Source organism: Burkholderia sp. PAMC 28687, from assembly GCF_001577465.1.
GTDB lineage: Bacteria > Pseudomonadota > Gammaproteobacteria > Burkholderiales > Burkholderiaceae > Caballeronia.
Map to the genome: position 1 here is coordinate 1,393,143 of NZ_CP014507.1, position 16,242 is coordinate 1,409,384.

Annotated in this window: 13 protein-coding genes; 10 read left to right on the top strand and 3 right to left on the bottom strand. The window is 59.8% G+C overall.

Going from position 1 to position 16,242, the window contains the following annotated elements; all coding sequences use genetic code 11:
* Positions 1 to 33: 33 nt before the first annotated feature.
* From AX768_RS29245 to AX768_RS29285, 9 genes are all read left to right on the top strand, one after another.
* Complete coding sequence (locus AX768_RS29245; RefSeq protein ID WP_062003508.1) at positions 34 to 1,419, top strand: GntT/GntP/DsdX family permease; 1,386 nt, start codon at positions 34 to 36, stop codon at positions 1,417 to 1,419.
* A 77-nt stretch (positions 1,420 to 1,496) separates the two neighbouring features.
* Positions 1,497 to 1,787 (top strand): DUF1272 domain-containing protein, encoded by a 291-nt coding sequence (locus AX768_RS32260; RefSeq protein ID WP_082779127.1) that lies wholly within the window; start codon positions 1,497 to 1,499, stop codon positions 1,785 to 1,787.
* Positions 1,788 to 1,919: 132 nt separating this feature from the next.
* Positions 1,920 to 2,459 (top strand): formaldehyde-activating enzyme, encoded by a 540-nt coding sequence (gene fae / locus AX768_RS29255; protein WP_062003510.1) that lies wholly within the window; start codon positions 1,920 to 1,922, stop codon positions 2,457 to 2,459.
* A 49-nt stretch (positions 2,460 to 2,508) separates the two neighbouring features.
* A complete protein-coding gene (locus tag AX768_RS29260; protein ID WP_062003511.1) occupies positions 2,509 to 3,546 on the top strand; it encodes an aldo/keto reductase in 1,038 nt (345 codons plus the stop codon).
* The gene (locus AX768_RS29265) at positions 3,543 to 4,988 is read left to right on the top strand and encodes an NAD-dependent succinate-semialdehyde dehydrogenase (RefSeq protein ID WP_062003512.1); all 1,446 of its coding nucleotides are present in this window, start codon (positions 3,543 to 3,545) and stop codon (positions 4,986 to 4,988) included. The genes AX768_RS29260 and AX768_RS29265 overlap by 4 nt, the downstream gene beginning before the upstream one ends.
* A 146-nt stretch (positions 4,989 to 5,134) precedes the next feature.
* The gene (locus AX768_RS29270; protein WP_155524357.1) at positions 5,135 to 6,484 is read left to right on the top strand and encodes an MFS transporter; all 1,350 of its coding nucleotides are present in this window, start codon (positions 5,135 to 5,137) and stop codon (positions 6,482 to 6,484) included.
* Between the two features lie 366 nt (positions 6,485 to 6,850).
* Positions 6,851 to 7,411: a fimbrial protein gene (locus AX768_RS29275; protein ID WP_062003514.1), complete on the top strand. Its 561-nt coding sequence runs from the start codon at positions 6,851 to 6,853 to the stop codon at positions 7,409 to 7,411.
* 84 nt (positions 7,412 to 7,495) lie between these two features.
* Positions 7,496 to 8,239, top strand: a complete 744-nt coding sequence (locus AX768_RS29280; protein WP_062003515.1) for a fimbrial biogenesis chaperone — start codon at positions 7,496 to 7,498, stop codon at positions 8,237 to 8,239.
* A 179-nt stretch (positions 8,240 to 8,418) separates the two neighbouring features.
* Entirely contained in the window at positions 8,419 to 11,097 is a 2,679-nt protein-coding gene (locus AX768_RS29285) for a fimbria/pilus outer membrane usher protein (protein WP_062003516.1), read from the top strand.
* A gap of 85 nt (positions 11,098 to 11,182) precedes the next feature.
* Here AX768_RS29285 and AX768_RS29290 read toward each other — a convergent pair whose 3' ends face one another.
* Positions 11,183 to 12,073 carry a LysR family transcriptional regulator gene (locus tag AX768_RS29290; RefSeq protein WP_062003517.1) on the bottom strand — a complete coding sequence of 297 codons (891 nt, stop codon included), beginning with the start codon at positions 12,071 to 12,073 and terminating at the stop codon, positions 11,183 to 11,185.
* Between the two features lie 284 nt (positions 12,074 to 12,357).
* On the opposite strand from AX768_RS29290, the gene AX768_RS29295 reads away from it, so the two are divergent.
* Positions 12,358 to 14,739 carry a GNAT family N-acetyltransferase gene (locus AX768_RS29295; protein ID WP_062003518.1) on the top strand — a complete coding sequence of 794 codons (2,382 nt, stop codon included), beginning with the start codon at positions 12,358 to 12,360 and terminating at the stop codon, positions 14,737 to 14,739.
* 11 nt (positions 14,740 to 14,750) lie between these two features.
* Here AX768_RS29295 and AX768_RS29300 read toward each other — a convergent pair whose 3' ends face one another.
* A complete protein-coding gene (locus AX768_RS29300; protein WP_062003519.1) occupies positions 14,751 to 15,296 on the bottom strand; it encodes a hypothetical protein in 546 nt (181 codons plus the stop codon).
* A gap of 115 nt (positions 15,297 to 15,411) precedes the next feature.
* Entirely contained in the window at positions 15,412 to 16,224 is an 813-nt protein-coding gene (locus AX768_RS29305; RefSeq protein ID WP_062003520.1) for an IclR family transcriptional regulator, read from the bottom strand.
* Between the last annotated feature and the right edge of the window lie 18 nt (positions 16,225 to 16,242).

A 16,242-nucleotide genomic window follows, 5' to 3' on the forward strand; every position in this document is an offset into this window, starting at 1 on the left:
AGCCTCTTCTTTCAATCAGCCAAAGGCATTTCAGTGCATCTGACTTCGACTTTCGCCGCGTGGTCCGACCACGACACGCGTCTTCTCATCGCATGCGCGCTCGGATTGGCATCGATCATTGTTCTTATTAGCGCGCTGAAACTGGCGCCGTTTTTATCGATACTCGTTGGTACTTTCGTCGCTGGCTTTACCGCAGGCTTGCCACTTGAGGCCGTCGCGAGCGCTTTTAGTAAAGGCGCGGGCGGCCTGCTGGGCGACGTCGGGATCATCATCGCGCTCGGCGCGATGCTCGGTGCATTAATGGCGGAGTCAGGCGCTGCCGACAGGCTGGTCTCGACCATTCTCGATCACTCCACGCCACGGTCCTTGCCCTGGTTGATGGCGCTGGTGGCAATCGTGATCGGCTTGCCGCTCTTTTTTGAAGTCGGCCTTGTCATGATGGTGCCGATCATCTTCGTGATGGCGCGCCGCTCGAAACAGCCGATCTTACGGATCGCAATCCCGGCGCTGGCCGGCATGACGACGCTGCATGCGCTGCTGCCGCCGCACCCGGGCCCGCTTATCGCGGTGAGCGCACTGCATGCGGATCTTGGAATTACGATGGGTCTTGGTTTCATCATCGCAATTCCTGCTGTGATCCTCGCAGGCCCCGTGTATGGAATATGGCTGTCGCGCCGGATGCACGTCGACGAACCGGAGGAGATGGGCAAGTTGTTTGCATCGAAGATGGATGGTGCCGGTGCGCTCGACGCCCCCAGCTTCGGTATCTCGCTCTTGACGATACTTTTGCCCGTATTGTTGATGCTCGGCCGAACCGTAGCGAAACTAGCGGTCAAGCCCGAAACGCTGCTATTCGATACGCTCAATTTTCTCGGTGAGCCGCTGATTGCTCTTGGACTCACCGTTCTATTCGCAATCGTCGCGTTGGGCTGGACGCGTGGCATGCCGCGCGACAAAGTGAGTGGCATCCTGCGCAAGAGCCTGCCGCCTATCTGCGCGCTGCTGTTGACGATCGGCGCCGGTGGCGGCCTGAAGCAAACGCTGGTGTTGGGAGGCATCAGCACCACGATCGGGAAGATTGCCATCGGTTCGCACATGCCGCTCATTCTGCTGGCATGGCTGATCGCCGTTGCGCTGCGCCAGGCGACCGGCTCGGCCACGGTCGCGACCACAACGACGGCGGGCATCATCGCCCCGGTCGTGGCAGGGCTGAGCGCGACACACAACTCGCTGCTGGCGCTGGCGATTGGCGCGGGGTCGGTCTTTTTCTGCCACGTGAACGACGCCGGTTTCTGGATGATCCGCGAATACTTCGGTCTGCAGCTGAAACAGACGGTGTACGTCTGGTCGGTGCTTCAGACGATCGTCTCAGTGGTCGGCCTGGCGCTCACGCTGGTGATGTGGGGCGTGCTCACATAAGCACTGACGTGAAACGTGGGCAGATTGGCGAGGCAAGCGGAACTCCGAATCTAAAATGAGAAAAAAGGAGATCCATCATGCTTGCCTTGCGCCCCACCTGTGAATGCTGCGAAAAGCCACTCCCGCCAAACGCCCGTGACGCCATGATATGCAGCTTTGAATGTACCTTCTGCGAATCGTGCGCGCTGTCACGGCTTCAAAACGTATGCCCGAACTGCGGCGGCGGCTTCCAGTTTCGCCCGATCCGTCCGAAAGCGCGACTCGACAGCCGCCCGGCCTCGAAGGAAGTCCATCCAGCGGGCATAGATGAACACCAACATCGTGCGTTCCTGGATCGCTACGGCTCCATTGCGCCCTTTGATCGATAACATCTGCCGCCCCCTAGGGAATTCACCGATCTGAGCGCCGCTCATACCGGTGCGCAGTAATCATCGATTCCTCCTCGGCGGCGCTGGCTCTCACAATCTGTTCATCGATCCACTCCTTGAACGGAAGCCAACATGCCAACACCCCAATCCGAGCGCACTCTTCACATTGGCGAAGGTTTTGAAGGGCCGGGCGTCAATCTCGCCCATATCAATGTGCTTGTCGGACCCCGCAGCGGTCCTGCTGGACAGGCATTCGCGACCGCGCTCGCTACGCCGTCGGCGGGCCACGCGCCGTTTGTCGTCATCGCTCGGCCGGGTGTTCCTACCAAGCCCCTGACGCTGTACGTGAACAAGGCGCAGATTGCCAATGAGTTCCACGGGAACGCGACGTGGGGCGCTTCGCAGGCGGGCATCGCAAAGGCCGTCGCTGAATCGCTCGAAGACGGCACGTTGCCGCCGGAAGCGGAAAACGACTGGGTGGTCGTATCGGCGAACTGGGTCAATCCGTCAGCTGACGATCTGGATGCCGTGTTCCGCAACAATTATCGCGCGACTAAAAACGCCATCAAGGCGGCCATGAAAGGTCTGCCGTTAAAGCGCGACGTATTCGCCGCGGCGCGTGAAGTGTCGAATCCCTTCTATACCCCGAGTTCGTCGCAAGCCGCCCTTTAAAAAACCGCATACGGGTGTCGCATGCCGGCGCTCTACGGAGAATTGAATAATGGAATACGTTCGACTGGGCCAGTCCGGCCTGAAAGTGTCGCGCCTGTGTCTTGGCACCATGAACATGGGAACGCCGCAATGGAAACCGTGGATTTTCGACGAACAAAAGAGCGAGCCCATTGTTCGCCACGCGTTGGACGCAGGCGTGAACTTCATTGATCTCGCTGATTTCTATTCGTTGGGCGTGGGAGAAGAAGTGGTTGGCCGAATCCTTGGACGCCTTGCACGGCGTGAGGAAATCGTGGTCACCACCAAGGTCGGCTACGACATGGGCGAATATCAAAATGCGGGCGGTCATTCACGCAAGCACGTGCTCGATGGTATCGACGCATCCCTGCGCCGGCTGGGCATGGATTACGTCGACATCTATATGCTTCATTATTTCGACACTACCACGCCCGTTGAAGAAACCATGGCAGCGCTGGACGATATCGTCCGGTCGGGCAAGGCGCGTTATATCGGTGTGTCGACCATGTACACGTGGCAGCTTGCAAAAATCATTCAGGTTTGCGAACGAAATGGCTGGCACAAGCCGATCAATATGCAATTGCAATTGAACTTGGCATACCGCGAGGAAGAGCGCGAGATGATGCCGTACTGCGCGGACCAAGGTCTGGGTGTATCCGTATTCAGCCCGCTGGCGCGAGGGCTGTTGACGTGCGACACCGCGTCTACGCGTAACCAGACTGACTTCTTTACATCGCAGATGTACGGCGATGCGGCATCCCGTGAGATCGCCGCCTCTGTTGAGCGCGTCGCCCGGAGACGCGGCGTGAGCGCCGCGCAAATTGCCCAGGCGTGGGTACTGCAGCGCAATGGCGTGGCGAGCATGCTGGTCGGCGCAGATTCACCGGCCCAGTTCGACAGCGCACTTAACGCGCTCGGCATGGAACTCGACGCGGACGAGCTTTATGAACTCGAGCGCAACTACACCCCGTGTGATGTCATCAACGATTACACAGCCGGCCGCCGGGTCGCGCGTGAAGCACGCGAGCCGCAGGGCGCTTTTGTTCAGGCAATGAAGGACGCGGCATGAATCTTCTTCGAAAAGAACACTACATCGATGGTGTATGGCAGAGCAGCGCTGAGACCTATTCGGTCCTGAATCCCGCAACGGCAGACGTGATCGCAGTTGTCTCGAAAGCGGGCGCGCGTGAAACGCAGCAAGCCATTCAGGCAGCGGAGGGCGCGTTCCCAGCCTGGCGCGCGCTGACCGCAAAGGAACGCGGCGCTCGGGTGCGGCGCTGGGGCGAGCTGATGCTCGAGCATCGCAATGCCCTCGCCGAATTGCTTACGCGAGAGCAAGGAAAGCCGCTCGCGGAAGCACAAGGGGAGGTCGCGTATGCAGCGAGTTTCCTCGAGTGGTTCGCTGAAGAGGCGAAGCGCAGTTATGGCGATGTCATTCCGAGCTCGAAGGCTGGATCGAAGATCATCGTCACGCGGGAACCGGTCGGCGTGGTGGCGGCCATCACGCCGTGGAACTTCCCCCTCGCAATGATCACGCGCAAAGCCGGACCTGCGCTGGCGGCGGGCTGTACGATGGTCCTCAAGCCGTCTGAGGAAACGCCGTTGAGCGCTTTGGCTCTGGCCGTACTCGCCGCAGAGGCAGGAATCCCGGCGGGCGTGTTCAATGTCATCTCGGGCGACGCTGTGGCAATCGGGGCGGAGTTGACTGCGTCGCCGGTCGTACGCAAGTTGTCGTTCACTGGCTCGACGCGGGTCGGCAAACGTCTTGCAGCCCAATCCGCACACACGCTGAAGAAGCTTTCCCTGGAACTCGGCGGCAACGCGTCATTTATCGTATTCAACGACGCAGATCTGGACGCCGCCGTGCAGGGCGCCATGGCATCGAAATTCCGTAATACCGGCCAGACGTGCGTGTGCGTGAATCGCTTCTTTGTTCAGGCGGGGGTTTATGCCGAGTTCACGCGGCGTCTGACGCTTGCCGCCGGCAAGCTTCGCGTAGGCAACGCGCTCGAGCAAGAGGTTGATCAAGGCCCGCTTATCAACCATGCCGCGTTGAAAAAGGTCAATGATCACGTGCAGGACGCCGTGGCCAAAGGCGCAACTGTCATGACGGGCGGTCGTGCCCATTTATTGGGTGGCACGTTCTACGAACCAACCGTGCTGGCCCATGCGAACCAAAGCATGTCGATAGCGCAGGAAGAAACGTTCGGCCCGGTCGCCGCCTGCTTCCAGTTCGAAACAGAGGCTGAGGCAATCAAGCTTGCCAACGACACACCCTTCGGACTCGCCGCGTACTTCTATACCCGCGATCTGGGCCGAGCATGGCGTGTCGCGGAAGCACTCGAGACGGGCATGGTTGGCATCAATGAGGCAATCATATCCACCGAAGTGGCGCCGTTCGGTGGCGTCAAGCAATCGGGTCTGGGCCGCGAAGGTTCCAGATACGGACTCGACGAATACATGGAACTTAAATACATGATGATCAGCGGCCTGGCGGCGACCGAACGTTGATTGTCGCTAATCGATTGTAACCGCGTTGTTGCTGTCGCATACAGCTGGCAGCAACGCGAGTAAGTGAAGAACAAACAGGAGACGCAGTGAGTCATCAGGACACCTCAAGTAGTGCCATCCCCAATGGTCCCGGACCACATGCAGGTATGGCGCCAATCCGCACACCCGACAATTCGGCCTCGAAGCCCATGCTGCTCGATGACATTCCGCTGAACCGCTTCCATGTGAAGATCGCGGGCCTGACTTTCGGCGCGCATTTCACCGAAGGTTACGCGTTGGGCACAGTGGGATACGCGCTGGCCTCGATGAACCGGCAGATGCCGCTCGATTCGTTCTGGATGGGTGCAATCGGCAGCTCGGCGTTGATCGGCATTTTCCTTGGCAGCCTGATCTTCGGGCGCCTGTCTGATCGGCTTGGCCGCCAGCGCATTTTTCTCACCAGTTTTGTCATCATTACCATTGCCGCATTCCTTCAGTTCTTCGCCACATCGCCGCTGGAATTGTTTGCGCTTCGGGTTTTGATCGGCTTCGGTATGGGCGGCGACTTCACGGTCGGTCACGCCATCCTGGCAGAATTTTCGCCTCGCAAGCATCGTGGTGCGCTCCTCGGATCGTTCAGCGTTGTCTGGACGGTCGGTTACGTGGTGGCGAACGTACTCGGCATGTCGTATGGAGAAGCCAGTCCGGATGCATGGCGCTGGCTGCTTGCATCGGCGAGTCTTCCTGCATTCATCGTCCTGCTGCTGCGCATTGGCACGCCAGAGTCTCCGCGCTGGCTGCTCGGAAAGGGGCGCGTGAAGGAAGCGCACGATGTGGTCCGCAAGCATTTCGGCCCCGACGTCATTCTCGACGCTGAAGATAGCAGTCATGTTGGCGGTGGAAAGCACGGTTACGCACGGCTATTTCAACCTGACCTGATTCGCAGGACATTGTTCAACTGCGGATTCTTTGTGTGTCTCGTCATTCCGTATTTTGCGATCTACACATTCTTGCCAGGCATCCTGAAAGTGATCGGCCTGAGTGGTGGTTTCGGTGCGGACCTGTTGCTCAACGCTGTACTGGTCATAGGTGCGGTGCTCGGAATCTGGCTTACCATCAAGTTGCCCCGCCGGCACTTTTTGATTGGATCCTTTGCCGTGACCTGCGCCATGCTGGTGGCCATGAGCCTGCTGCCGTCATCTGCAACGCTTGCGATGATCGCTGCGTTTGCTGTTTTCACATTGACCATGTCGGCATTCAGCAATCTGGTTGGCGTGTTTCCCCCCGAATGCTTTCCAACCGAAGTACGCGCGTCAGGCGTTGGACTTGCCATTGCGTGCAGCCGGCTTGGCTCGGCAATCGGTACGTTCTTGCTACCGGTCGGCATCGCGCAGATCGGGTTTCACTACACCATGATGATTCTCGCCGCTGTTCTGCTTGTTGGCATGATCGTATCGATCGCCTGGGCTCCTGAGACACGCAACCTGACTCTGCGTGCCGCGAGCGGATCGTCATGAGATCCAAGCGTGCTGCCGGATAGGTTGGCTTCGCGCAGCAGCTCCCGATAAACCTCACCTTAAAAAAGGCGTCCGCTTGCGGACGCCTTTCCGCATTTTAAAACGCGATCGCATCAACCAAAAACCATCCCGATTTCGATATTAGGAATTCTTAGTTTCGTCCTAATTCTTCGGAGAGTTCCGAGGGTAATTCGAGGCATCGCGCTTTAAGATTCATTCACTCGCAGACGAACCGGTTCATCGCCTCTCACCAGAATCCAGACGATGAAAAAGGCGGCTCGCACTGCGCGGACGGCACTACGGGACACGTAGTTCAAGCGCCGCAAGTGTTCGAAACCTCGTTAATTTCTCTTTTGGAAAAACATCATGAAATCATTCATCTCCACTGTCGCTGCTGCTGCAACTATCGCGACCATCGCTTTGGCTTCGACCGGCGCGAGCGCTGCTGACGGCACCATCACGTTCACCGGTGCAGTGACTGACACGACATGTTCGATCGACGCAAAAGTTGCTGGCGCCGCCGACAAGAACGTCACATTGCCGACCGTAACAAACAGCACGCTTGCTTCGAAGGGCTCGACGGCCGGCACGACCTCCGCAACCGACCTGACGTTCTCATTGAGCGGTTGCTCGACAGAATCGAAGGCAGTCGCTCGTTTCGAAAATGGCCCGACGGTCGATCAAACCACGGGGTACCTGGCAAACCAAGCCCCCGCCGGCGCTGAAAACGTGCAAGTTCGCTTGCTGAACGCGTCGCACCTGCCCATCAACGTGGTGACGGGCGAGAACAACGACATGGCCGGCAACGGTGCGGCCATCGTTTCGGGCAACGCTGACCTCAAGTACTTCGCAGAGTACTACGCAACGGGTGCGGCAAAGGCTGGCCCGGTAAGCACGTCGGTTCAATACACCGTCGACTACCAATAAGGTGTACCAACGGGCATCTGCAGGTGCAGGTGCCTGTTTTTTTTTAAATTTTCGAGATACGTTTTTTACGGAGATGCATCAATCATGAAGTCCCTCAGGCAAATTGCATATGGTTTGGGCTTGATCGCGGCCCTCGTTGCCGGAAGTGCGGGCGCAAGCGTGACAGTGGGCGGAACACGCGTGGTGTATCCCCTTGAGAATCGTGAGATGACGGTCAAGCTGACCAATGATCGCAGCGAACCCTCGCTGGTTCAGGTCTGGATGGACAAAGGCAATGCCGCGGCGAAGCCGGGCGAGGCAAGCGCGCCCTTCGTGTTGACGCCGCCGATCTTTCGCATGGACGCCGGAAAATCCCAGACGCTACGAATGATGTACACGGGCGATGCATTGCCGCAGGACCGCGAGTCGGTGTTCTGGCTCAACGTGCTCGACGTACCGCCGAAGACTGCCAAGGATTCCGATGTCAACACGCTTCAATTCGCGTTCCGGACTCGAATCAAGGTATTTGCGCGTCCGAAGGGTTTGCCCGGAACCGCCGATGAAGCACCGGCAAAAGTGACGTGGAAACTCGTACCCGCCGTCGATAACAAAGGGTATGAAGTGAAGGCGACCAATCCGACGGCCTATTACGTGTCGTTCGGCAATATCAATGTGGTCGGTGGCGGTCAGACCTTCAGCAACGACATAGGCGGCATGGTCGAGCCGCATGGAAGCGCGCAGTTCCCGATCAAGAACATGAAAACAGCGCCGGCCAACGCCCGTGTCAAATTTTCAACCATCAGCGATTTCGGCGGCGCCGTGTCGCTCGACGCACCTCTCGCGCCATAAGACGTCGCCTGATCGGGGCGGCCATCGCCCTGGGTAACTGAAGGCGTCGCGGGCAGTAACTGGCCGACGCCTTCCTCAAGAAAGACTTTACGCATTTGCCGAACGGGCTGTCCGAACAGCCCGGTGGGTCAACTCGCGTCTGAACCGACTGAATAGACCGAATCAACGCAGGCCGAACCATGAAACAAGCTGCTCAACATGCTTTCTCCCGTCAAAGCCAGGATGCGATCCGGCTTCGTCTGAAGCCGATTGCCGCAATCGCATTTTCAATGATGGCGTGCGCCGCGATTCCGCAAGCAATGGCTGATGCCTCGGGATTGGATCAAAGCAAAAGTGGCACGGTTGCTGAAGTGAGCTTCGATAACACCTACCTGCGGCAGGATGGTGGAACGCCGATCGATACCAGTCGGTTCACGCGCGGCAACGCGGTTTCACCAGGAACCTATTCGGTTGACCTGTACGTGAACGGTGCGCGCCTGAGCCGCCAGGACATCCGCTTTGTTTCCAGGGGTGGCCCATTCAGCGCCAAGCCGTGTTTCACCCGTGCGATGTTGCAGCACGCGGGCGTCGATATGGCCAAGGCGGATGCGGCCGGCGGCCGGAAGGCACCGGCAACGACCCCGGCAGCCGATACCGACACCTGCGAAGAGATTGGCACGCTGGTGCCCGGCGCGACGGTCGACTTCGACTTTACCCAGCAAACACTCGAACTGAGCGTGCCGCAGGCAGTCATGCGTAACGCGGCACGAGGTTACGTGCCGCCCGAACAATGGGACCAGGGCGTCAACGGCGGATTCGTGAGCTATAACGCCAACACATTCCGGACCGACGGCTCGGGCCCCGGCTCAACCCAAAGCTATCTCGGCCTCAACGCCGGCGTGAATCTGGGCGCATGGCACCTTCGGCATCAATCGTCGATATCGTCAGGAACGGGGCAGCCCACACAGTTCGACAACATTGCGACCTACGCCCAACGCGATGTCGAAACGCTCGGCGCGCAACTGACGCTCGGCGATGCCAGCACAAGCGGCGAGATCTTCGACAGCGTGTCGTTTCGCGGCGCACAACTCGCCACCGATGACCGCATGCTTCCCGATTCAATGCGCGGTTATGCGCCGGTTGTGCGCGGTGTCGCAGAATCGAATGCACGCGTGACGATCCGCCAAAACGGCCAGGTGCTGGAAGAAACAAACGTTGCGCCCGGTCCCTTCGAGATCAATGATCTGTATTCGACCGGCTACGGCGGTGATCTGGTCGTGACGGTGACCGAAGCCGATGGCCGCAGCAAGGAGTTCACCGTACCGTTCGCATCGGTGGCGCAATTGCTGCGTCCCGGCGTCACCCGTTTCAGCGCGACGGCAGGCCAGTTGCGTAACGATTCCATCGATACAAAACCCGTTTTCGGCCAGTTCACGCTTCAACATGGCCTGACGAACACAGTGACGGCTTACGGCGGCGTGGTTGCATCGAGCGGATATGGCGCGCTGAACTTCGGTGGTGCATTGAACACCGGCTTCGGCGCGTTTTCGATGGACGTCACCGGCGCCATGACCAGCGTGCCGCAATCCCAGTCGATGCACGGCGCGAGCTTGCGCGTGGGCTACAGCAAGTTTGTCGGGGCGACCAATACGAACGTGTCTGTCGCGGCTTACCGGTTCTCGACAGCAGGGTATCTGAACCTGAACGATGCAGCGTCCATTCGCGATATCTCGGAGCATGGTGGCGATATCGATGCGATTTATAGACAGCGCAACCGCATGCAGGTATCGGTCAACCAGAAGCTGGGCGATCACGGCACGATGTTCGTTACCGGATCGTCGCAGAATTACTGGAATCGCGGCGGCACTGATACCTTGTTTCAGGCGGGCTACACCAACGCGTTCAAATACGGAACCTATAGCCTGACGGCCGGCCGCACGCGGACCATGGACGGAGAGTTATCGAACGAATTCTTGCTGAGCACGACGATCCCGCTCGGGCATACGGCGCACGCGCCGATGTTGACTACCAACGCCTCGTACAACTCGAACGGCGCCACGAACATGCAGGCAAATGTGAGTGGATCGCTGGGCGCCACGAACCAGTTCTCCTACAACGGCTACGGCACGTACAACGTCGGTGGCAATTCTGCCAACAATGGCAACGCCGGTGTGAGCGCAACCTATCGCGCGCCGTACGCTACGGTGAATGCATCCGCAAGCGGTGGCGGCGGCACGCGGCAGGTATCGGCGGGCGTGCAGGGATCGGTCGTGGCGCACCCGGGCGGAGTGACATTTTCGCAAACAGTGGGCGATACGTTCGGCATTGTGAATGCGCCTGCTGCTGCCGGCGCGACCGTGACGAACGCACCGGGAACGACGGTCGATTCACGTGGATATGCAGTGATTCCGTATCTGTCGCCCTACAGCATGAACGTGATCGATATCGATCCGAAAGGCACGTCCACCGATGTCGAATTTAAATCGACATCCGCGCAGGTGGCGCCCCGTGCAGGCTCTATAGTGATGATGAAGTACGAGACGGTGAGTGGTCGGGCGGCGCTGATTCAAGCGCCGAAACTAGGTGGTGGAACGTTACCATGTGGAGCGAGCGTGGAAAACGAACAAGGAAATACGGTGGGCGTAGTTGGTCAGGACAGCAGAGTTTTTGCACGCGGTCTTGAAGATCAGGGCGCGCTTACGGTGAAGTGGGGAAGTGGCCCCGTCGAGCAATGCAGGATCAGCTACACGTTGCCAAAAAAAGATCCAAAGGCATATAACCCAGGGTATTTATCGGTGCAATCGCATTGTGTGCCCTGGGGTGAAATGCAGGCGAATGGCGTCACGGGAACAGGGGCGTCGGGAAGCGCCATGCGCTGACACGAAGCTGGCTTTTCAAGTGACTCAACGTTCCGGCCAGAAGCACACGAGTGGTATCAGTGCAATCCGGCCGGTAACGAGGCGCTCATTTGATTCGTTCCGCTTCACTTGCCTCATAACGCAACCAGGCCGCGAACGAACTCACCGTTTCAGTTTCACGATGCGTTTCCGGCACATCGAGCCAATATCCAAACGGTCCGACCATCTCCACGTCGGACATTCTCACGAGCGCGCCTTCGGTCAGCTCGTCATCAATCATGTTCAGGTCCACAACCGCGAGTCCGACACCACGCCGCGCCGCGTGAATCGCTTGTTGCAGATTCGAAAACTCGATGCCGTTATCCGCGTAGCGCGCGGGCATCCCCGCTTTGGCCAACCAGTTTGGCCATAATTTCAAACGCACGTCTTCGTGTAGTACATGCAGCGCGGGCAATTCATCAAGCAGGCGCTCGACCGATACGCCGGCCAATCCGGGTGCGCCCACGAGTGCGTGTCTTTCCATCAGCAAAAGCTCCGAGCCGCCTTCTATGGTTGACTCGCGCGCGGGTTCGCGGCCGAACCGGACGCTGCAATGACATTCGCCGCTGTCTTGCGTCCGGATCGATAAATCCACGTCTGGCAGTTGCTCCGCGAGCGCGCCCAGCCGCGAAGAAAACCATTGCGTTGCAAACGTGGGGGGCAACGACACAACGAGACGCCTGCGTTCCACAGCACCTGATAAATGCCGTGTTCCCCGCTCGATGACATCAAACGCTTCCGTCACTGAGGGCATCAATGTCACGCCTGCCGGCGTCAGCCGGATCCCTTTGTGGTCGCGCTCGAAAAGCTTCACGCCCAACGATTCTTCCAGCAGCCGGATTTGCCGGCTTACAGCTCCTTGTGTGACGCACAGCGCTCGTGCTGCGCGGTTGAAACTCAAATGCCGCGCCGTCTCTTCAAAAAAACGTAGCGCAATTAACGATGGAAGGTGTCGCATAGTGATTCCTGACTGCCAGTCTCCCCAGTTGTTCTTGTTGGCCAGGTACATGCGCCCCGTTGTTTGCGAGCCAGGGTCTTTGTCCCGCGTTCGATAAAATTACCTTGATTCCGGGAGCGAAACAATAGACCTTTCGGCCAAGGTTAAAGCAGCAGGAATTCTCATAATGGGCTAACAGGAAAGCTGCGAACCCGCGGATAAGACGCAGGGGACTAGGCCATTCGACTAGTAGTTGGCGGGGCATGAATCGCCTATGCTGGATACATCCCGTTCCAGGAGGCTGCATGACCGTACGCAATCTCGACGCGCTATTCCATCCGAAATCGATCGCCGTGATCGGTGCGTCGCTGCGCGCGGGCAGTATCGGCGAAATGGTGTGGTCGCGGCTCAGTCGCGCGGGATTCGCGGGTGGGATCTGGCCGGTGAACCCGAAGCATCGTCAGATCGATGACGCTGTGGCCTACGCCCGGATCGAGGATCTGCCCGATGCACCCACCGTGGCAGTGTTGTGCACGCCACCCTCAACATGGCCGGCGATCGTCCAGCAGTTGGGCGAACGGGGCACGCGGGCAGTCGTAATCGTTGGGCAGTCGGGCGAAACCCGTGGCCAGACGGTCAGCAACTGGACAAACCGGACACTTGCCGCGGCACGGCCGTTCTTGTTGCGCGTGGTCGGTCCGGCAAGCCTCGGTGTGATGACGCCTCTCACTGGCGCCGTGCTGGGCGCGCCGTCATCTCCGGTTGCGGCTGGAGGGGTAGCGTGGGTATCGGCGTCGAATGCGCTGACCAATGGCGTGCTCGGTTGGGCGAACGCCCGCGGTCTTGGCTTTTCTAGAGTGGTGGCGCTGGGCGATGAGGCAGATGTCGATGTCGGGGATACCCTCGATTTTCTTGCAAGCGACGCCCGTACGCGTGCAGTCCTGCTTGCCGTTGAATCGGTGCGAATGGCGCGCAAGTTCATGTCAGCGGCGCGCGCTGCCGCACGCAATAAACCTGTGCTCGTTCTACGCACCGGCCACGACGATCCGTTCGACGCGTTATACAGCGCTGCATTCCGGCGTGCGGGTCTGGTACGCGTCGATTCTTTGGACGACCTCCTGGACGAAATCGAGACGCTCGGGGTTGGCCGTGTGGCGGCGAGCGATCGTGCAACCGTGATCACGAGCGACCGGGGCGTAGCAGCGCTTGCAGCCGATGCATTCGCCACCGCCGGCGACGCACTCGCACTCTGGCCCGACGCGGCCCGCAAGTCCGTCACCGCAGCATTGCCGGGCGCGCGGCTCGGCAATCCGCTGCAACTGGGCGACGCCGCCATTGCCGCTGATTTCGGCGCGGCGCTCGAAGCGCTGGCGCCGCATCGTGAGACCGGGACTGCGTTTGTGGTCCATGCGCCGACGCATGCAGCACCGGTTGCCGAGGTCGCGCGCATGATGATCGCCCAGAAGGATCATGCGTATCGCGGATTACTGGCGTGCTTTTTTGGTTGTGTCGATGAAGCCACGCGCGACGCGTTGCATGCGCACGGCATTCCGGTTCACACCACACCGCAGCGGCTCGCACGGGGTTTCGCCCGGCTGGTTGACTATCGCCAGGGCCGTGAATTGTTGATGCAAACGCCCGACGGGCCGCTACCCCAGGCGGTGGGGGCGCTCGACAGCGCGCAGGCTCAGGTGATGGCTGCGTTGAGCACTGGCGTGGCCGAGCTGGATGGCGAGCGTGCGTCGCGTGTTTTGAGTCAGTTTGGAATTGTGGTGAAGGCGGGGCCAACGGGGCCGCGTAGCGACGACGCCATTGAAATCGATGTACGTCTGCTCAACCATCGCATATTCGGGCCGGTATTCGAGTTCAGGGCTGCCGGGGCGCTCGGTTTGCCGGATTCCTTGCACGAGTTCGCCTTGCCGCCGCTGAATCCCTTGCTCGCCCGCGACCTCGTGATGCGCTCGCCAAGGGCGCGGGAATTGCCGGCCGAGACCTTGTTGAATGCGCTGACGGCTTTATCGAATGCGGTGTGTGAAATCGAGCAGATCGTGGCTCTGCGCCTGACAGTACGCGTCACACGCCAGGCGGTCGTGGTTTATGAGCCGCACGTGACGCTGGCCGCGCACCGCACGCCGCTCGCCATCCAGCCGTATCCGCGCCGGCTTGAGGAGACGCTGGACTGGAACGGATTCCAGGTCACCATACGTCCAATCCGTCCTGACGACGAAGCCGCCCACAGCGCTTTTGTCGCGGCAATGACGCCCGAGGACCTGCGCCTGCGTTTCTTTAGCTCAGTACGAAGCTTCGATCACTCGCAGCTCGCGCGCATGACGCAGATCGATTACGACCGAGAGATGGCGTTTATCGCAGTGACGGGTGAGGACGAAGCAATGCAGACACTGGGCGTGGCTCGCGCAATAGCGGATCCGGACAACGAGACCGCCGAGTTCGCGGTAGCGGTGCGGTCGGATCAGAAGGGCAGGCGTCTGGGCATGTTGCTGCTGTCGCGGATCATCGCGTATTGCAAGTCGCGCGGAACGCGGTGGCTCGCCGGCGAGGCGCTGCGGGAAAACACCGGAATGATCGCGCTCGCGCGCCGCTGCGGTTTTCAGATCACGCCGACGGATGATCCGGGCGTGGTGGGATTCCGCATGCGGCTGACCGACGCCGATTCGGCGCCGACGTGAACCGTTAACGCTTAAGCCGCGAGCTTGGCGAGCGCTTCGTCGACTTGCGAACGCGATACCGCCAGTTCTTCCAGCCACGCGTCGGCGTAGACGCTGCCGGTTTCGCGCTCCAGACGCGCGATGGTAGCCGCGCACCGGCTCGTGTCCTTGGGCGTTGCAATAAACGACTTGACCGATGCGCCCGAGGTGAACGCTTCGAACAAGGGTACGCGGATGTCGTCGGGCAGCGCTCGGCTCGTCCATTGATATGGCTTGCCGTTGAACGACAACTGCGGCGGCATGACGCGTTCTTTCTTCGCTGCAGGGATCAGGCCGAAGTTGCGGGCGGCATCGGCGATCTGGTCGGCGGTGAACAGCTCGTCCGCGCTGATATCGAATTGCGCAATGAATGTTTCGATGCTTTGCATCGCTGCTGCGCGGTCGTCACGCTTTTTCTGCGCGCGTGCAACGATGTCGCGCAGTTCATCGGCTTCTTCGCTCGTGATCGTAAAGCTGGACTGTTTTTGCTGGAGTTCGGAGAAGCGCTGGAATTCGGGATCGGACAGAAGTTTCGCCATGGCCTTGCTGAATGAAGACGCGGAAGATCGTACGAAAACGACCAGCCGCTTTTTGAGAGGGGCGCCATTCTATCAAGCCGGGCTGGAATACCGCGCATCGCGCACGGCATCGAGTTCAACCATCGACTTCAACCACCGAATTCAACTCAGGCTCGCGATACATCGACAGCGCCGCGGCCGCTTCGCCGAGCATTGCGCTGACGTCGTCAAGTGACGGTGCGACGTATTCATCGATACGCCTGAGAAACGGGCAGGTCAGCGTCGCGACGGCCTGACCCGAAGGCCCGAGCAGCGGAAAACTCACATCCATGACGCCGAACGTCTGCTGACTTTCCTTATGGAGGAAGCCGTCCGCGCGAATCCTCGCGTACGCGCTTTCGAGCGCGACCGGGTCCAGCGCTGTCTCGCCCTTGACCTGCGTGTGTTCGGCAAGCATGTGCGCGCGCTGTTCGGCGCTTTGGAACGCGAGCGTCACGCGCCCTGAACCGGTATCGATCAACCCGATGCGCGCGCCAAGCCGCACCGAAATACCCCACGTGCCCGGCCCGTCGACCTGCGCGATTACAAGAAGATTGCCCCGGTCGTACGTGGCGAGATGACACGATTGCTCGGCGCGATCAGCGAAACGCTGCATGACCGGCAGCGCTTCGGTGATCAGGCGGTTCATCGGCGGATGGCGATGCGCGAGCGCATACAGCTTGAGGCTCAGCGAATACCGGTCGCCCGCCGGCGAGCGCACCACATACTGCCGCGCGACCAGCCGTTCGAGCATCCGGTACATCTCGCTCGCGTTGCGCCCGAGCGATTTCGTGATCTCGGCGCGCGTCAATCCATCTTTTTGCTCGGCGAGCAATTCGAGGATATCGAGCCCTTTATCCAGCGCAGGCGCGCGATAACGGTCGGCGTCGGAGGGATCTTCTGCCTGCATGTCGGCCTTGTTGAAAAC